General features: G+C 64.1%; 17 protein-coding genes. 7 read left to right on the forward strand and 10 right to left on the reverse strand.

The annotated features are described in order from the left end of the window. Positions 1-308: 308 nt before the first annotated feature. Complete coding sequence (locus BJ122_RS15945; protein ID WP_110782199.1) at positions 309-785, reverse strand: septal ring lytic transglycosylase RlpA family protein; 477 nt, start codon at positions 783-785, stop codon at positions 309-311. Between the two features lie 708 nt (positions 786-1,493). On the opposite strand from BJ122_RS15945, the gene BJ122_RS15950 reads away from it, so the two are divergent. From BJ122_RS15950 to BJ122_RS15970, 5 genes are all read left to right on the forward strand, one after another. Continuing rightward, positions 1,494-2,054, forward strand: coding sequence for a F0F1 ATP synthase subunit delta (locus BJ122_RS15950; RefSeq protein ID WP_110782200.1), 561 nt, complete (start codon positions 1,494-1,496; stop codon positions 2,052-2,054). Beyond that, positions 2,054-3,586, forward strand: a complete 1,533-nt coding sequence (atpA, locus tag BJ122_RS15955; RefSeq protein WP_027278805.1) for a F0F1 ATP synthase subunit alpha — start codon at positions 2,054-2,056, stop codon at positions 3,584-3,586. The genes BJ122_RS15950 and atpA overlap by 1 nt, the downstream gene beginning before the upstream one ends. Before the next feature lie 145 nt (positions 3,587-3,731). Continuing rightward, a complete protein-coding gene (locus BJ122_RS15960; protein WP_110782201.1) occupies positions 3,732-4,610 on the forward strand; it encodes a F0F1 ATP synthase subunit gamma in 879 nt (292 codons plus the stop codon). 70 nt (positions 4,611-4,680) lie between these two features. Further along, positions 4,681-6,111: a F0F1 ATP synthase subunit beta gene (gene atpD / locus BJ122_RS15965; RefSeq protein WP_110782202.1), complete on the forward strand. Its 1,431-nt coding sequence runs from the start codon at positions 4,681-4,683 to the stop codon at positions 6,109-6,111. A 94-nt stretch (positions 6,112-6,205) separates the two neighbouring features. Continuing rightward, positions 6,206-6,613 carry a F0F1 ATP synthase subunit epsilon gene (locus tag BJ122_RS15970; protein WP_110782203.1) on the forward strand — a complete coding sequence of 136 codons (408 nt, stop codon included), beginning with the start codon at positions 6,206-6,208 and terminating at the stop codon, positions 6,611-6,613. A 152-nt stretch (positions 6,614-6,765) separates the two neighbouring features. On the opposite strand, the gene BJ122_RS15975 is transcribed toward BJ122_RS15970, so the two are convergent. Then, entirely contained in the window at positions 6,766-7,287 is a 522-nt protein-coding gene (locus BJ122_RS15975) for an RNA pyrophosphohydrolase (protein WP_110782204.1), read from the reverse strand. Between the two features lie 100 nt (positions 7,288-7,387). Continuing rightward, positions 7,388-8,335 carry a UDP-glucuronic acid decarboxylase family protein gene (locus BJ122_RS15980; protein WP_110782205.1) on the reverse strand — a complete coding sequence of 316 codons (948 nt, stop codon included), beginning with the start codon at positions 8,333-8,335 and terminating at the stop codon, positions 7,388-7,390. A gap of 173 nt (positions 8,336-8,508) precedes the next feature. Here BJ122_RS15980 and BJ122_RS15985 point away from each other — a divergent pair, with 173 nt between their 5' ends. Next, positions 8,509-9,612: a glycosyltransferase gene (locus BJ122_RS15985; RefSeq protein ID WP_110782206.1), complete on the forward strand. Its 1,104-nt coding sequence runs from the start codon at positions 8,509-8,511 to the stop codon at positions 9,610-9,612. A gap of 139 nt (positions 9,613-9,751) precedes the next feature. On the opposite strand, the gene BJ122_RS15990 is transcribed toward BJ122_RS15985, so the two are convergent. Beyond that, complete coding sequence (locus tag BJ122_RS15990) at positions 9,752-10,279, reverse strand: RNA pyrophosphohydrolase (RefSeq protein ID WP_027278798.1); 528 nt, start codon at positions 10,277-10,279, stop codon at positions 9,752-9,754. Between the two features lie 62 nt (positions 10,280-10,341). After that, entirely contained in the window at positions 10,342-11,553 is a 1,212-nt protein-coding gene (locus tag BJ122_RS15995; RefSeq protein ID WP_110782207.1) for a divergent polysaccharide deacetylase family protein, read from the reverse strand. Between the two features lie 210 nt (positions 11,554-11,763). Here BJ122_RS15995 and BJ122_RS19055 point away from each other — a divergent pair, with 210 nt between their 5' ends. Then, positions 11,764-11,958, forward strand: a complete 195-nt coding sequence (locus tag BJ122_RS19055; protein WP_210205466.1) for a hypothetical protein — start codon at positions 11,764-11,766, stop codon at positions 11,956-11,958. Here BJ122_RS19055 and BJ122_RS16000 read toward each other — a convergent pair. The 5 genes from BJ122_RS16000 to BJ122_RS16020 form a co-directional block, all read right to left on the reverse strand. Continuing rightward, the gene (locus BJ122_RS16000; protein ID WP_110782208.1) at positions 11,955-13,301 is read right to left on the reverse strand and encodes a S41 family peptidase; all 1,347 of its coding nucleotides are present in this window, start codon (positions 13,299-13,301) and stop codon (positions 11,955-11,957) included. The genes BJ122_RS19055 and BJ122_RS16000 overlap by 4 nt on opposite strands. Continuing rightward, positions 13,298-14,581 carry a murein hydrolase activator EnvC family protein gene (locus BJ122_RS16005; protein ID WP_245407754.1) on the reverse strand — a complete coding sequence of 428 codons (1,284 nt, stop codon included), beginning with the start codon at positions 14,579-14,581 and terminating at the stop codon, positions 13,298-13,300. Before BJ122_RS16005 ends, BJ122_RS16000 begins: the two co-directional genes overlap by 4 nt. Before the next feature lie 83 nt (positions 14,582-14,664). Next, complete coding sequence (gene rlmH / locus BJ122_RS16010) at positions 14,665-15,147, reverse strand: 23S rRNA (pseudouridine(1915)-N(3))-methyltransferase RlmH (protein ID WP_110782210.1); 483 nt, start codon at positions 15,145-15,147, stop codon at positions 14,665-14,667. A 32-nt stretch (positions 15,148-15,179) separates the two neighbouring features. Beyond that, positions 15,180-15,590, reverse strand: a complete 411-nt coding sequence (gene rsfS, locus BJ122_RS16015; protein WP_430694789.1) for a ribosome silencing factor — start codon at positions 15,588-15,590, stop codon at positions 15,180-15,182. Positions 15,591-15,660: 70 nt separating this feature from the next. Next, complete coding sequence (locus BJ122_RS16020) at positions 15,661-16,335, reverse strand: nicotinate-nucleotide adenylyltransferase (RefSeq protein ID WP_110782211.1); 675 nt, start codon at positions 16,333-16,335, stop codon at positions 15,661-15,663. Between the last annotated feature and the right edge of the window lie 28 nt (positions 16,336-16,363).

Below are 16,363 nucleotides of genomic sequence, written 5' to 3' on the forward strand. Positions count from 1 at the left end.
AGTCTACGTCTTTGTACCTGCTCGTAATTTCAAGGCGTGGATGCCCGCGACAAGCGCGGGCATGACGGTGTTGATCTAGAGCTTTTTCGGTTCTGATGGAATCAGAACCGAAGCTCTAACTTTATGTTCCGACGCGTTTTCTTCACGCGAACCGGGATCCACTTCGCTCGAAAACGCTATAGTTGCGCAAAGTAAAAGCCTGTCACCGCGGCGCGGCGACAGGCTTTTAGCGTCACATGCCAAGCGGCATGCCCGTCCCAGACCCATCAATCATTGAACGGTAGCGGCGATGCCGCGCGCGTAATCCTTTACTGGACTTCCGCGTAGACCCGGCCGACCCCGCGGCTGGTCAGACCGATCGCGCGAGCGGCGCCGGTCGAGAGATCCAAAACACGGCCGCGAATGAAGGGGCCGCGATCGTTGATGGTGACAACCACGCTGCGTTCGCCATGGGTGACCCGCAGCCGGGTTCCGAACGGCAGCGTGCGGTGGGCCGCAGTCATCGCGCTCGGGTTCATGCGTTGGCCGGAAGCGGTGCGGCTGCCGGATTCGTTGCCGTAATACGACGCCATGCCCGAGAAGCTGTGGCCCGAGCTCTGGCCGTTCAGTGAAGCGTTGGCAGAACGCCAGGCATCGCCGGCGTGGTGGTGGTTATGGCGATGGTGTCGGGATTTGGCCGAGGCTTCGGTCAGTCCCCCGCCGAGAAAGACAGAGGCGACGATCATTGCCAGAGCCGTACTCGGCCGGCTCATGATGCGCGGCGCCGGTGTTTTCAATCGAACCATATCCTATCCTTAAACAAAGAGTATTTGCCATATATGTGGCAAGTGGAACCCCCGTCCCTACTCCCGTGTTGAATGGGTGGCGTTGTAATCAGGCTGAATATTGACGGTCAACCCGCCAGAAACGCGCCTGAAAAATTTTTTGATCTAGCTCAATAATCGACTCATCTTGATATTAACAGATTTATTACTATATCTATTCTTGAGACGACGCTCGAATACTGATGTTCGAAGTTTTCGCCGGAACGGGGTGGCGCGCGCGCAAGTAATCGGCGCCAACAGTGATTCGGTTGAAGTGTCAGCCGGGATTCAATTGCAAATAGCCAAGCTGCCCGCTGGCGGCGGTCTGCCATGTGCTGAGCGCGGCCATTTTTGAGGGGCGTTCGGGTCTGTCCGGGCCGTCACTGCCGGCACTCGGTTCCAATCGCTGTTGTCGCAGGGGTGTCGAGCGGGGTCGGGGAGCTCGCCGGCGGCTCCAAAAAAGTCGTCACGGCGGCGATAAGACCCAGCAGCAAGGCGCCCGGATTGGTTGCCATCGTGTTGCACCTGTGCGCGCGCTATGTTAGCAAAGCCGCGATTTTTAAGGGGCCGGCCCACCCGTGCTGGCCTGCAATCGAAGTTCAGCTTGAATTCCAGGGGCTTAATCGCTCGGCGCCAAATGTGGCGACGGTTTCTTCCTTGCGAATTTGACTGCATATAAAGAGCGTCGCCGTGGCAGCCGAAAATCCTTCCGTTTCTGGAGTCGCAGGTCGTTATGCAACGGCACTGTTTGAACTCGCGCGTGACGACAAGTCGGTCGATGCGGTCAAGGCCGATCTCGACAAATTCGCCGCCATGCTGGCGGGGAGCCCGGAGCTGAACCGTCTGGTGCGCAGCCCGGTGTTCACCGCTGAGGAGCAGGGCAAGGCGCTCGCCGCGGTGCTCGCCAAGGCCGGCATCGGCGGCATCACCGCAAAATTCCTGGCGGTGCTCACCGCCAACCGCCGGCTGTTCGCGATCCATGATGTGACCCGGGCCTACGCGGCGCTGGTCGCCAAATTCAAGGGCGAAGCGACGGCCGATGTCACCGTGGCTGAACCGCTCAGCGACAAGAATCTCGATGCTCTGAAGTCCGCCCTGAAAACGGTGACGGGCAAGGACGTCGCGCTCAACGTGAATGTCGATCCGGCGATCATCGGCGGGCTTGTGGTCAAGCTCGGCAGCCGCATGGTGGACAGTTCGCTCCGCACCAAACTCAACTCGATCAAGCACGCGATGAAAGAGGCAGGCTGATGGACATCCGCGCCGCGGAAATTTCCGCGATCCTCAAGGACCAGATCAAGAACTTCGGCCAGGAGGCTGAGGTCACGGAAGTCGGACAGGTACTGTCTGTCGGCGACGGCATTGCTCGCGTCTATGGCCTCGACAACGTTCAGGCCGGCGAAATGGTCGAATTCGAGAACGGCACGCGCGGCATGGCGCTGAACCTCGAAAGCGACAATGTCGGCGTCGTGATCTTCGGTTCCGACCGTGAAATCAAGGAAGGCCAGACCGTCAAGCGCACCCGCGCCATCGTCGACGCCCCCGTCGGCAAGGGCCTGCTCGGCCGCGTGGTCGATGCGCTCGGCAATCCGATCGACGGCAAGGGCCCGATCCAGGTCACCGAGCGTCGCCGCGTCGACGTCAAGGCGCCCGGCATCATTCCGCGTAAGTCGGTGCACGAGCCGATGGCCACCGGCCTCAAGGCGATCGACGCGCTGATCCCGATCGGCCGCGGCCAGCGCGAGCTGATCATCGGCGACCGTCAGACCGGCAAGACCGCGATCGCGCTCGACACCATTCTGAACCAGAAGCCGCTCAACGTCGCCGGCGCCCCGGAAAGCCAGAAGCTGTACTGCGTGTATGTCGCGGTCGGTCAGAAGCGTTCCACCGTCGCGCAGTTCGTGAAGGTGCTCGAGGAGCAGGGCGCGCTGGAATACTCGATCGTGGTGGCTGCCACCGCGTCCGACCCGGCCCCGATGCAGTACCTCGCGCCGTTCACCGGCTGCACCATGGGCGAGTACTTCCGCGACAACGGCATGCACGCCGTCATCATCTATGACGACTTGTCCAAGCAGGCCGTCGCCTATCGTCAGATGTCGCTGCTGCTGCGCCGTCCGCCGGGCCGTGAAGCCTATCCGGGCGACGTGTTCTACCTGCACTCCCGTCTGCTGGAGCGCGCGGCCAAGCTGAACGAAGACAACGGCACTGGCTCGCTGACCGCTCTGCCGGTGATCGAGACTCAGGCCAACGACGTGTCGGCCTACATCCCGACCAACGTGATTTCGATCACCGACGGTCAGATCTTCCTGGAAACCGACCTGTTCTTCCAGGGCATCCGCCCGGCGGTGAACGTCGGTCTGTCGGTGTCGCGCGTCGGTTCGTCGGCGCAGACCAAGGCGATGAAGAAGGTCGCCGGCAAGATCAAGGGTGAGCTCGCGCAGTACCGCGAAATGGCGGCGTTCGCGCAGTTCGGCTCCGACCTCGACGCCGCGACCCAGCGCCTGCTGAACCGCGGTTCGCGCCTGACCGAACTCCTGAAGCAGCCGCAGTTCTCGCCGCTGAAGATGGAAGAGCAGGTCTGCGTGATCTACGCCGGCGTCAACGGCTATCTCGACCCGCTGCCCCTCAACAAGGTGCGCGCGTTCGAAGACGGTCTGCTGTCGCTGCTGCGCGGCAAGAACGTCGAGATCCTGAACGCGATCCGCGACTCGCGCGATCTGGCCGACGATGTTGCCGCCAAGCTCAAGGCGGTGATCGAAGGCTACGCCAAGACTTTTGCGTGATACTAGCCTCCCCCGCTTGCGGGGGAGGTCGACCGGCACAGCCGGTTGGGTTGGGAGACGGCTCCGTGCGCGCGGCAGCTCCCACCCCGGCCCTCCTCCGCAGGCGGGGGAGGGGGTCGTAACCGACGTGAGTGGATAGGCTGGAATGGCTTCACTTAAAGACATGCGGGTCCGCATCGCCTCGACCAAGGCGACGCAGAAGATCACCAAAGCCATGCAGATGGTGGCAGCCTCCAAGCTGCGCCGCGCGCAAATGGCCGCCGAAGCCGCGCGCCCCTACGCGGAAAAGATGGAAGCGGTGATCGGCAACATCGCCAGCGCCGCCGCCGGCTCGCCCGGCGCGCCGACGCTGCTGGCCGGCACCGGCCGCGACAAGGTTCACATGCTGCTGGTCTGCACCGGCGAGCGTGGTCTGTCGGGCGCCTTCAACTCCTCGATCGTGCGGCTCGCACGCGATCACGCGCAGTCGCTGCTCGGCCAGGGCAAGGAAGTGAAGATCTTCTGCGTCGGCCGTAAGGGCTACGAGCAGCTGAAGCGCATCTTCGATCGTCAGATCGTCGAGACCGTCGAACTGCGCTCGGTGCGTCAGCTCGGCTTCGTCAACGCCGAAGACATTGCCGCCAAGCTTCTGGCGCGCTTTGACGCCGGCGAATTCGACGTCTGCACGCTGTTCTATGCGCGCTTCAAGTCGGTGATCTCGCAGGTTCCGACTGCGCAGCAGATCATCCCGCTGGAGATCAAGGCACCGGCCGCCAATGCCGGTCCGGCGACGCAGTATGAGTACGAGCCGGGCGAAGACGAGATCCTGAGCGGGCTGCTGCCGCGCAACATCGCGGTGCAGATCTTCCGCGCGCTTTTGGAGAATAACGCGTCGTTCTACGGTGCGCAGATGTCCGCCATGGACAACGCGACCCGCAACGCCGGCGAGATGATCCGCAAGCAGACCCTGGTCTACAACCGTACGCGCCAGGCGATGATCACCAAGGAATTGATCGAAATCATCTCCGGCGCCGAGGCAGTTTAGCGCGGCGGCTCGAGACGGCATTCCGGACAGCAACAGTTTCTAGAGATACGGACTTCAAGGAGAAGTTTTCATGGCTACACCCGCCAACCAGACTGGACGGATCACCCAGGTGATCGGCGCCGTCGTCGACGTGCAGTTCGAGGATCATCTTCCGGCCATTCTGAACGCGATCGAGACCAAGAATGGCGATAACCGCCTGGTGCTCGAAGTGGCGCAGCATCTCGGTGAATCGACCGTCCGCGCGATCGCGATGGACACCACCGAGGGCTTGGTCCGTGGCCAGGAAGTGTTCGACACCGGCGCCCCGATCAAGATGCCGGTCGGTGCCGGCACGCTCGGCCGCATCATGAACGTGATCGGCGAGCCGATCGACGAGCAGGGCCCGATCCAGGCCGAAGACACCCGCGGCATCCATCAGGAAGCGCCGGCCTATACCGAGCAGTCGACCGAAGCGGAAATTCTGGTCACCGGCATCAAGGTCGTCGACCTGCTGGCGCCGTACGCCAAGGGCGGTAAGGTTGGCCTGTTCGGCGGTGCGGGCGTCGGCAAGACCGTGCTGATCCAGGAGCTGATCAACAACGTCGCCAAGGCGCACGGTGGTTACTCGGTGTTCGCCGGCGTCGGCGAGCGTACCCGTGAAGGTAACGACCTCTATCACGAGTTCATCGAATCCGGCGTCAACAAGAAGGGCGGCGGCGAAGGTTCGAAGTGCGCGCTGGTGTACGGCCAGATGAACGAGCCGCCCGGCGCCCGCGCCCGCGTCGCGCTGTCGGGCCTCACGGTCGCCGAGCACTTCCGCGATCAGGGTCAGGACGTGCTGTTCTTCGTCGACAACATCTTCCGCTTCACCCAGGCGGGTTCGGAAGTGTCGGCGCTGCTCGGCCGTATCCCCTCTGCGGTGGGCTATCAGCCGACGCTGGCCACCGACATGGGCGCGCTGCAGGAGCGCATCACCACCACCACCAAGGGTTCGATCACCTCGGTGCAGGCGATTTACGTGCCGGCCGACGACTTGACCGACCCGGCGCCGGCGACCTCGTTCGCCCATCTCGACGCCACCACGGTGCTCAACCGCGCGATCTCGGAAAAGGGCATCTACCCGGCGGTGGACCCGCTCGACTCGACCTCGCGCATGCTGTCGCCGCTGGTGGTCGGCGAAGAGCACTACTCGACCGCCCGTCAGGTGCAGCAGATTCTGCAGCGCTATAAGGCCCTGCAGGACATCATCGCCATCCTCGGCATGGACGAACTGTCCGAAGAGGACAAGCTGACGGTGGCCCGCGCCCGCAAGATCGAGCGCTTCCTGTCGCAGCCGTTCCACGTCGCCGAAATCTTCACCGGTTCGCCGGGCAAGTTCGTCGAGCTCGCCGACACCATCAAGGGGTTCCGTGCGATCTGCGACGGCAAGTACGACCACCTGCCGGAAGCTGCCTTCTACATGGTTGGCACCATCGAAGAGGCGGTCGAAAAGGGCAAGAAGCTGGCCGCCGAAGCGGCCTAAGAGAGCGAATTGGAAGTAGCGGCGCGCGACCAGTTTCGCCGCCGCTAATTCCAAACTATTCGCTATTCGCTATTCGCTACGCGCAGGTACCCCAATGGCCACGTTCCGTTTCGACTTGGTTTCGCCCGAAAAGATCGCCTTCTCCGGTGACGTCGACCAGGTCGACATTCCCGGCGTTGAGGGTGATTTCGGCGTGCTTGCCGGCCACGCGCCGGTGGTGGCCGTGATCCGTCCGGGCATTGTCACGGTGACCAAGGGCGGCAATCAGCAGAAGATCGTCGTGCTCGGCGGCATCGCCGAAGTGTCCGACAAGGGGCTGACGGTGCTGGCCGACGTCGCGACCTCGGTCGCCGATCTCGATGCGGCGCAGTTCGCTCAGACGGTTGCCTCCATGGAAGCGCAGCTTGCCAGCAAGCAGGGCTCGGAACTCGATCGCGCCATCGAACGGCTCGATCACTTCAAGAGCATTCAGCAGCAGCTGCAGTCCACCGCGATGCACTAAGCATCACGGGTCACCAATCACCGCTTCAAAATGGCCGGGCTCGTTCCCGGCCATTTTGCGTTTGGAGTCCGGCATTCAGAGGCAATGCTGGTCCCGACGACGGCCTGCTCCCTCGCCCCGCTTGCGGGGAGGATGAGCCGTGACGAAATCGGTTACACGAACCGCGCAAATTCGCGCGCGACCGCGAGATAGACCTCGCGGCGGAATGGCACCACCAGATCAGCGACCCGGTCGAGCCGTTCCCAGCGCCAGGCGTCGAATTCCGGCGGCTGGCCGTTGCGGGTCGCGAGCGGATCGATCTCGTGCTCGGCGCCGGTGAAGCGCAGCGCAAACCATTTTTGCCGCTGGCCGCGGAACTGGCCGAGCCGGTGCTTTGGTCCGTGATAGGGCGGGAAATCGTAAGCCAGCCAATCGGTCTCGCCGAGATAATCGGCGTGCGACACCCCGGTTTCTTCCCACAGCTCGCGCAGCACCGCGACGCGCGGTTCCTCGCCGGTATCGATGCCGCCTTGCGGCATCTGCCACTCTTTGCCGGGCAGAATGATTTCCGGGCCGTCGTCCTTGAAGCGGCGACCGATCAGCACCTCGCCCTGCGCGTTGAACAGCGCGATGCCGACATTGCGCCGATAGATGGTGGGATCGGTTTGGTCGTGCCGCAGCGTTTCAACAGTCATCCGTGTCTCCGGACGATGATCGCGCCGCGCGTGCTGCCGGCGCGTTCATGAGGGTGCACCCGGCGGCGCGCCCCACATTGAGTTACCGCAAGCGCGCGGCTTACGACGCCAGCAGCTTGCGGAAATAGTCGATGGTTTCCTTCAAACCATCACGCAGCGCCACTTTCGGTTCCCATTGCAGCGCGCTGCGCGCCAGCGTGATGTCGGGCTGGCGCTGCCGTGGATCGTCGGACGGCAGCGGCAGCGAGATCAGCTTGGACTTGGAATCGGTCAATTCGATCACCAGCTCGGCGAGCTGGCGAATGGTGAACTCGACCGGATTGCCGAGATTGACCGGGCCGATGAAGTCGTCGCCGGTCGCCATCAGCTTCATGAAGCCGTCGAGCAGATCGGTGACGTAGCAGAACGAGCGGGTCTGATTGCCGTCGCCATAGATCGAGATGTCGGTGTTGGTCAGCGCCTGCACAATGAAGTTCGACACCACGCGACCGTCATTGGGATGCATGCGCGGGCCATAGGTGTTGAAGATCCGCGCGACCTTGATCCTGACCTTGTGCTGGCGGTGATAGTCGAAGAACAGCGTTTCGGCGGCGCGCTTGCCTTCGTCGTAGCAGGCGCGGATGCCGAGCGGATTGACGTGGCCCCAATAGCTTTCCGGCTGCGGATGCACAGTCGGGTCGCCATAGACCTCGCTGGTCGAGGCCTGAAAGATCTTGGCGCGGGTGCGCTTGGCCAAGCCCAGCATGTTGATCGCGCCATGCACGCTGGTCTTCAGCGTCTGCACCGGATCGTGCTGGTAGTGGATCGGCGAGGCCGGGCAGGCCAGGTTGAAGATGTCGTCCACTTCCACATAAAGCGGGAAGGTGACGTCGTGGCGCATCAGCTCGAAGCGCGGCGTATTGACCAGATGCTCGATATTGCGCCGCCAGCCCGTGAAGTAATTGTCGACGCAGAGCACTTCGTGCCCTTCCGCCAGCAGCAATTCGCACAGATGCGAGCCGATGAAACCGGCTCCGCCACTCACCAAAACTCGTCGAGACGCCCGCATTGATCCACTTTCCGCCGGGGGCCGAAAGCACGACCGACGGCTGTTTTCCGGCGCATTGAATGGCAAGAAACCCCATGCTAGGCAAGCCGCGTTCCGCAGGAATTTAGAACGTCCCGCGAACATCGAAGACCGGCAGGCCAGCGCCGGCCGCCGGCGCCTTTTGGGAATTTGCCGTGCTTGCAGCCAGTGCCGACACCGATCAACCGCCGCTCGATATCGCGCGGCTGCGCATCCTGGAAATCGGCAGCGGCTATTTCAAATATCAATATCCGCAGCAGACCACGCTTTTGTGGTCGGCGACCAAGCTGCCGCAGAATTTCTGCACCATCGATGGCTTTTCGACGCCGGACCGCGTGCTGCGCGAGCTGCGCAGCGCGGCGCAGGGCGGCTATGACATCGTGATCGCCAACACCATCCGCTATTCGCCCTGGCACCCGCGCTATTGGGCGCGCGCGCCGTTCAAGACGCCGCGCCATCCCTGGGCGTCGCTGACCCGGCAATTCGGCGTCGAGGTGCTGCGCTGGGCCAAGGTGCCGGTGCCGCTGGTGGCGATCGACATGGACGACTCGTTCGGCATCGGCAAAAACTCGGTGTTTCTGCTCGACAAGGCCAAGGTGTTCTTTAAGCGCGAGCTGCCCGTCGATAAATGGCAGGTGCTGTATGGCACCTCGCACAAGCATCTGCCGACGCTGCGGTTCCGCAACAGCCCGCAATGGCAGGCGCGGATCGCCAAGCTGCAGCCGATCTCGCTGCCGCAATTCACCCACAACGAGCGCTGGCGGAACGCGCCGTTTCCGGAAAAGACCCACGACATCTTTTTCTCCGGCGCGGTCACCGGCAATTCCACGGTGCGCGCCGCCGGCGTCGCCGAAATCGAGCGGCTGAAGGCGCTCGGCTACAAGGTCGATCAGCCGACCGAGCGGCTGCCCTATGACGCCTTCATGGACCGGATGTCGCGCTCCTGGCTGTCATGGTCGCCGGAGGGCATGGGCTGGGACTGCTACCGCCATTATGAGGCGGCGATCGTGCAGTCGATCCCGGTGATGAACCACCCGACCATCTTCCGGCACGCGCCGCTGCTCGAGGGCGTGCACGCATTCTATTACGATGTCGAGCCGGGCGGCTTGGAGCGCGCGGTGGTGAGTGCCTTGGCCGACAAGGACCGGCTGCGGCGCATGGCGCTGGCGGCGCGCGACCACGCCTTCGCGCATCACGTCATCAAGGCCTATTGCGAGCACATCCTGCGCACCGCGCTCGCGCCGCAGCGCGCGGCTTGAGCGCGGCGGTCACGCCAACGGCATCGCCACAGTACGTCGTGGCCGGGCACGTCCCGGCCATCCATTTCGTTGATCCGGTTGCGCTTTTATAACGTGAATGCCCGCGGCCAGCGCGGGCACGATCCGTCACAAGGGCGGATCAGCCGCCGATCACCGGCTTGCGCAGCGGCACCGCCAGCGAGGCGAATTCCTTGACCACCCGCTCATAGACCGGCCGTTTGAACGGCACGATCAGATCGGGCAGGTTCTGCATCGGCTCCCAGCGCCAGCTGGTGAACTCGGCCTTATGGCCGCCGCCCGGCGAGGCGACGTCGATCTCGTTATCCTGGCCGGTGAAGCGCACCGCGTACCATTTCTGGCGCTGGCCGCGATAACGGCCCTTCCAGGCGCGCCCGGCGACAGTGCGCGGGATGTCATAGATCAGCCATTCGGAAATCTCGGCGATCTTCTCGACCGAGCGCACGCTGGTTTCTTCATAGAGCTCGCGCTTGGCGGCAGTCCAGGTGTCTTCACCCGGATCGACTCCGCCTTGCGGCATTTGCCAGACGTGGGTGTCGTCAACGTGTTCGATGCCACCCGAGCGTCGCCCGATGAACACCAGGCCCTCCGCGTTGATTAACATCATACCGACGCAGGTGCGGTAGGGCAGGTCTTCGTACCGTGTCATTCAATCAGTGCCCCGTAGGGTCGTGTGCTGGGGTTCTTGTGGGATCGATCCGGCGGATCGACCTAACCCGATTTTGATTTCAGCATTGCGGTTGTCAACGGCACAAGCGCCAATCCGCGGTTTTGTAGCGTCTTCGCCCATTGGCTGATGCGCTCGATCGAAATCGGCAGCGCTGACGCGGTGCCGATGGCATTGCCATTCTCGCGCGCCAGCGCTTCCAGCCGGCCGAGCGCCCGGTCGATCTCGAGCGCGGTCGGCACCGCATCAATGCTGACATCGGCCTTGCCGTACGGCACGGTCTGGCCGGCCGCCAGCGCGGCGGCGACGCTGCGCGGCGAGGTGCCATCGTCGAGATAGCCGAGCCCGCGCTTGGCCGCTTCGCGCATCACCGGCGACAATGCCGTGTCCGTGGTGACAAAGCGTGCGCCCATGAAATTCATGATGCCGACATAGCCCTGGAACCGGCTGAGATGCCAATACAGCCGGTCAAGGTTTTGCTCGGCGCTCACCGAGGTCAGCAGCGTCTGCGGCCCTGGATCGCTGTCGGGATATTCGAACGGCTCCATCGGCACTTGCAGCAGCACCTCATGGCGCTGCGCGCGCGCCCGTTCCACCAGCTTGGCGGCGTCTGCGCCATAGGGCGTGAACGCCAAGGTCACCGCCGCCGGCAGTTTCATGATGGCGTCATTGGTCTTGGCGGCGCCGACGCCGAGGCCGCCGACCACGATGGCGATGGTCGGCACGCTGGCGACGCGCTCGCGGTCGACCTCGCTCGCCGCCGCATAGGCGGTGAACGGCTTGAGGCCGTCGGCGGCGATCGGCACCGCGCCGTGCCGGGTCTGTTCCAAAAGCTTGGGATTGACGGCGCCGCTCGGCGCCTGTTCGGCGCCGGCTTTGTCCTCAGGCGCCTCGCTCGGCACCACCACCTGTTTGCGGGCGCCGCTCGAGCCATCGATGATGGTCACGGTGCGCTGCCCGGCCGGATCGGCCGGCGGCGCCTTGGCGGCTTCGCTGGCGGCAGCCGCCTTGTCTTTCTCTTTGTCCTTGCCATCCGGCGGGGAAGCCGGCGCGGCAAGCTGGTCGGGCTGGATGGTCAGCCGCGCCACCGGCTCGCCGCCGAGCGGGTTTTCGGTAAAAATCGCGTAGTAGCCGAATACGCCAAGGAACAGCGTGAATGCGGTGGCCAAGGTCTGGGTGGCCGAAAATGGCAAGCGGAATTTCCGCTTGCGGACCGGCTTCCGCCCGAGCGGTGCGCTCAGTTCGTCCGTGGTCACGGCCCAAAACCTCCCGAATCAGCCGCGGCAACTGTACCATGCAGCCGGCAAAAGCGGGGCGTTGCCCGAACGGTCGCGGGCGTACTCAGTCTCACACCAAACCACTTCGCACGTCCTGGCCGGGCTCGTCCCGGCCATCTACGCCTTTGATGTTGCGACGTGTTTCAAGACGTGGATGCCCGCGACAAAGCGCGGGCATGACGGTCATTGGTGGGAATTGATGGTATCGGTCAAAAAGCCGGAATCAAAAAGGGCGGCCTGACGCCGCCCTTTTCGGATTGGTTGCTCGCTGCCGCGCTTATAGCGTTTTCCAGCGAAGTGGATTCCGGTTCGCGTCAAGAAAACGCGTTAGAACAGAAAGTTAGAGCTTCGGTTCTGATTCCATCAGAACCGAAAAAGCTCTAGTTGGCGGCCTTGTCCGCGGTCGCCTTTTCTCCGGAGGCCGGCGCGGCGGCATTGACCTTGACGCCGTGCAGCAGATCGACCGCCATCTTCAGCGCCTTGTCGTCCTTGGCATCCGGCGGCACGTAGGACTGCGAGCCGGTCTTCTCGTCGCCATCGGCCTTGAGGTGGCCGCGCAGCGAGGCTTCGCCCTTGGTGTCGGTGCGCGCCTTGATCTCCTCCGGCACGTCCTGCAGCACCTCAATATCCGGGGTGATGCCCTTGGCCTGGATCGACTTGCCGGACGGCGTGTAGTAGCGCGCCGTGGTCAGCCGCAGCGCGCCGTTGCCGGAGCCGAGCGGAATGATGGTCTGCACCGAACCCTTGCCGAACGAACGGGTGCCGATCAGCGTGGCGCGCTTGTGGTCCTGCAGCGCGCCGGCGACGATTTCCGACGCCGAGGCCGAGCCGCCATTGATCAGCACCACCACCGACTTGCCCTTGGTGAGGTCGCCGGAGCGCGCCGAGCGGCGCTGGGTTTCCTCGGCGTTGCGGCCGCGGGTCGAGACGATCTCGCCGCGGTCGAGGAAGGTGTCGGACACCGTGACCGCTTCTTCCAGCAGGCCGCCGGGGTTGTTGCGCATGTCGATGATGAAGCCCTTCAGCTTGTCGGCACCGATCTGGTTGGTGAGGTTGCCGATTTCGCGCTTCAGGCCTTCGGTGGTCTGCTCGTTGAAGGTGGTGATGCGGATATAGCCGATATCGTCGCCTTCGACGCGGGCCCGCACCGAGCGCACCCGGATGTTGTCGCGCACCAGCGTGATTTCGATCGGGTTGTCGTGGCCCTTGCGGACGATCTTCAGCTTGATCTTGGTGTTGACCGGGCCGCGCATCTTCTCGACGGCCTGGTTAAGGGTCAGGCCCTGCACGCCTTCGTCGTCGAGCGTGGTGATGATGTCATTGGCCATGATGCCGGCCTTGGACGCCGGGGTGTCGTCGATCGGCGACACCACCTTGATCAGGCCGTCTTCCATGGTGACCTCGATGCCGAGGCCGCCGAACTCGCCGCGAGTCTGCACCTGCATGTCACGGAAGCTCTTGGCGTCCATGTAGCTGGAATGCGGATCGAGGCCGGCCAGCATGCCGCTGATCGCCGACTCGACCAGCTTGCTGTCGTCGGGCTTCTCGACATAGTCGCTGCGCACCCGCTCAAACACATCGCCGAACAGGTTGAGCTGGCGATAGGTGTCGGAGGTGGCGGCCCGCGCGCTCGAACCCATCAGCGCCGAGCGCGGCTGGGTCACGAACAGCGTCAGCGCCGCGCCGGTGGCAACGCTCAGCAGGATTACCGAAGTCTTGCGCATCATCCGCGAACCTTTTCGCCTTCATTTGCGGCCCACCATGGGCCGGAGTCTATGGGAGTGCCGTCTTTCCGGAACTCGACGTATAGCACGGGTTGGGTGGCATTCGCCGCGAGCATGGACGCTACCCGGGATATCGACCCCATGGTCGCCACAGGCTCTCCCGTGAGCACGAATTGTCCGATGTTGACCGAAATACGCTCCATCCCGGCGATCAGGACATGATACCCGCCCCCGGCATTCAGGATCAAGAGTTGTCCGTAGCTGCGGAATGGCCCGGCATAGACCACCCAGCCATCGCAGGGCGTGGTCACCTGGGCACCGGCGCGGGTGGCGATTGAAATGCCCTTTTCGACGCCGCCGACCCCGTCGGGGCGGCCAAATTCGCGGATTTTGCTGCCATTGACCGGGAACGCCAGCATGCCTTTGGCCGATATGAACGGGATCGCCGGGCTGAGCCGGCCGGGGTCCTTGAGCGCGGCCATGTTCGGCTTGCCGCCCGGCAGCGGCGGCGTGCCGCGCAGATTGGCGCTGGCCGCGGCCTTGGCGGCACTCTTCAGGTCCTGCTCCATCCGGGCGATCAGGTCCTGCAGGCTGTCGACCTGTTTGGCGAGGCTGGCGGCGCGGCTGCGCTCGGCCTCGAGGTCTTTTTCCATCGCGCTTTGCTTGCGCTGCCGTTCCTGGACCAGCGCCGCCAGCCTCGTCTGATCCTCGGTGATGCGCGCCCGGTCGGCCGCCAAGCTGTCGCGTTCGGCGGCGATGGTTTTGCGCAGCGCCACCAGTTCGCTCAGTTCATTGACCAGCCAGTCGGCCCGGCTGCGCATTTCCGGCACCACCGCGCCGAGCAGCATCGCGGTGCGCAGCGATTGCAGCGCGTCTTCGGGGCGCACCAGCAGCGCGGGCGGCGCCCGGCGGCTGGCGCGTTGCAACGCCGCCAGCACCTCGCCGATCTCGCCGCGCCGCGCCTCCAGCGAGGCACGGATCTGCTGCTCGCGCTGATCGAGCGGCGCTAGCCGCGCTTCGGCCTCGCCGATCCTGGTTTCGACCTGGCGCACCCGCGCGGCGATGTCGATCAGTTGTTCGTTGAGCTTGGCGTGGTCCTCGCCGATCGCCGCGATTTCGGCTTTCAGCTTTTCCTGCTGCTCGGCGGCGCTCTTTTGCTGGCTGCGGATCGCTTCCAGCTCCTGCTCGCGCTGCTTGATCAGTTCGGGCGAGGACGGCGCGGTGATCGATTGCGCGACCACGGGTGCGGCGCTGAGCGCAAGGGTCGCCAGTGCGCCGGCCATCGGCCAGAGCTTCCAAAACGAGTCCGTTGCACGCGGCTGCGTCATGCTGGGTTTGGTCCGGTTTTCCGGTCAGGCCCGATCGGTCAGGCGCGATGATAGGGGTGGCCGGACAATATCGTCGCGGCACGATAAATCTGTTCCAGCAGCATGACCCGCACCATCTGATGCGGCCACGTCGCGGCGCCAAACGACACGAGCAGCTTTGCTCTGCGCCGCAATTCTGGCGAAAGTCCGTCGGCTCCGCCAATCACAAACACGGTCTGCGGCACCGATTGATCGCGCCAGCCGGCCAGTTTCCGGGCGAAGCTGACGCTGTCGAGACTGTCGCCGCGCTCGTCCATCGCCACCAGCGCGGCGCGTTCCGGCACCAGTGCGCTGATCGCCGCCGCTTCCTCGGTCATGCGCGTGGCGGCGTCGCGGGCGCGGCTTTCGGCGATCTCGTGCAATTCCAGGCCGCGGAAGCCGAGCTTGCGGCCGATCTCGTCGAAGCGCTGGTAATAGCGATCCGCAAGTTCCCGCTCCGGCCCTTGCTTGAGCCGGCCAATCGCAATCACACTGAGCCGCATCGGCGCCGCTTAACTCTCGCCGGCCAGGCCGGTCAAACCGCCTTGGGCGCCGTCGGGGCCTGGGTCCACAACCGTTCCAGGTTGTAGAACGCGCGCACCTCGGGCCGGAAGATGTGCACGATCACATCGCCGGAATCGATCAGCACCCAGTCGCAATTGGCGAGGCCCTCGACATGGGGATTTCGGACGCCAGCTTCCTTCAGGCCCTTCAGCACATTGTCGGCGATCGCGCCGACATGGCGGTTCACCCGTCCGCTGGTGACGATCATGTAGTCCGAAAACGCTGATTTGCCGCGCAGGTCGATCGTGACCGTCTCTTCCGCCTTCATGTCGTCCAGCCGGGAGAGGATCAGCTTCACAGCCGCCTCGGCATCAAGCGCTGCCTTGGAGGCGACGATGGGCGTCGGCGAGGAGCCGGATTCCGGCTGTGCCGACTTAGACAATACAGATGTGGTCAGGGACCATTCCTTTCACTGTATCGCGAGCGTCGATGATCGGCGCTCGGCATTAATGCTACGCATGTGGGGTCAACCGTTCAATATGCCATTCCGGCACGTCGGGTTTCTTCCAGCTTCCGTCCGGGTTCCGCAAGCGGGTTGAGGCCACGGGCGACTTCATTCCGGTGAGATACACCCAGGCCGGTGGCCTGCGTGCAGCCAGGCTCGCGGCAGCTGCTTCTGGGAGGCGATAGCGCGCGAGGAGCTGGGCGGCCGGCGCGGCGAGCGCCCGCAGGCTGAGCGGCGGCCGATCGATCACCGCGATCGGCACCTGGGCGGCAATGCGCCGAAAGCCCTGCCAGCGGTGGAACTGTGCGAGATTGTCGGCGCCCATGATCCAGACGAATCGAACGTTGCGACAGTGCCGGCGCAAATAGCCGATCGTGTCGACAGTGTAGCGGGTGCCGATGACTCCTTCGAGACAGCTGACCTGGATTTTCGGGTGCCGGGCGACCGCCCGCGCCGCGGCGGCGCGCACCGATTGCCCCTGCAACGCGCTGGCATCTTTCAGCGGATTGCCCGGCGTCACCAGCCACCACACCTGATCGAGCTGCAGCCGCTTCATCGCGAACAGGCTGAGTTCGCGATGCCCGTGATGCGGCGGATTGAACGAGCCGCCGAGCAGCCCGATCCGCAGCCCGTCGCTGTGCAGCGGCAGCGGCAATGACGATGTCAACAGCGGCGCGGCCAAGCCGTTACTCCCGCAGAGCCGTCGCGGC

The sequence above is a fragment of the Rhodopseudomonas faecalis genome (genome assembly GCF_003217325.1).
GTDB classification, from domain to species: Bacteria; Pseudomonadota; Alphaproteobacteria; order Rhizobiales; family Xanthobacteraceae; genus Rhodopseudomonas; species Rhodopseudomonas faecalis.

Bases quoted from the DNA above. Each gene is read 5' to 3' on its own strand.
- BJ122_RS15990 (WP_027278798.1), bottom strand. From the start codon at position 10,279: ATGACACGGTACGAAGACCTGCCCTACCGCACCTGCGTCGGTATGATG.
- BJ122_RS15970 (WP_110782203.1), top strand. From the start codon at position 6,206: ATGGCCACGTTCCGTTTCGACTTGGTTTCGCCCGAAAAGATCGCCTTC.
- BJ122_RS15945 (WP_110782199.1), bottom strand. From the start codon at position 785: ATGGTTCGATTGAAAACACCGGCGCCGCGCATCATGAGCCGGCCGAGT.
- BJ122_RS15980 (WP_110782205.1), bottom strand. From the start codon at position 8,335: ATGCGGGCGTCTCGACGAGTTTTGGTGAGTGGCGGAGCCGGTTTCATC.
- BJ122_RS15960 (WP_110782201.1), top strand. From the start codon at position 3,732: ATGGCTTCACTTAAAGACATGCGGGTCCGCATCGCCTCGACCAAGGCG.
- atpA (WP_027278805.1), top strand. From the start codon at position 2,054: ATGGACATCCGCGCCGCGGAAATTTCCGCGATCCTCAAGGACCAGATC.
- atpD (WP_110782202.1), top strand. From the start codon at position 4,681: ATGGCTACACCCGCCAACCAGACTGGACGGATCACCCAGGTGATCGGC.
- BJ122_RS16005 (WP_245407754.1), bottom strand. From the start codon at position 14,581: ATGGCCGGCGCACTGGCGACCCTTGCGCTCAGCGCCGCACCCGTGGTC.
- rlmH (WP_110782210.1), bottom strand. From the start codon at position 15,147: ATGCGGCTCAGTGTGATTGCGATTGGCCGGCTCAAGCAAGGGCCGGAG.
- BJ122_RS16000 (WP_110782208.1), bottom strand. From the start codon at position 13,301: ATGATGCGCAAGACTTCGGTAATCCTGCTGAGCGTTGCCACCGGCGCG.
- BJ122_RS15975 (WP_110782204.1), bottom strand. From the start codon at position 7,287: ATGACTGTTGAAACGCTGCGGCACGACCAAACCGATCCCACCATCTAT.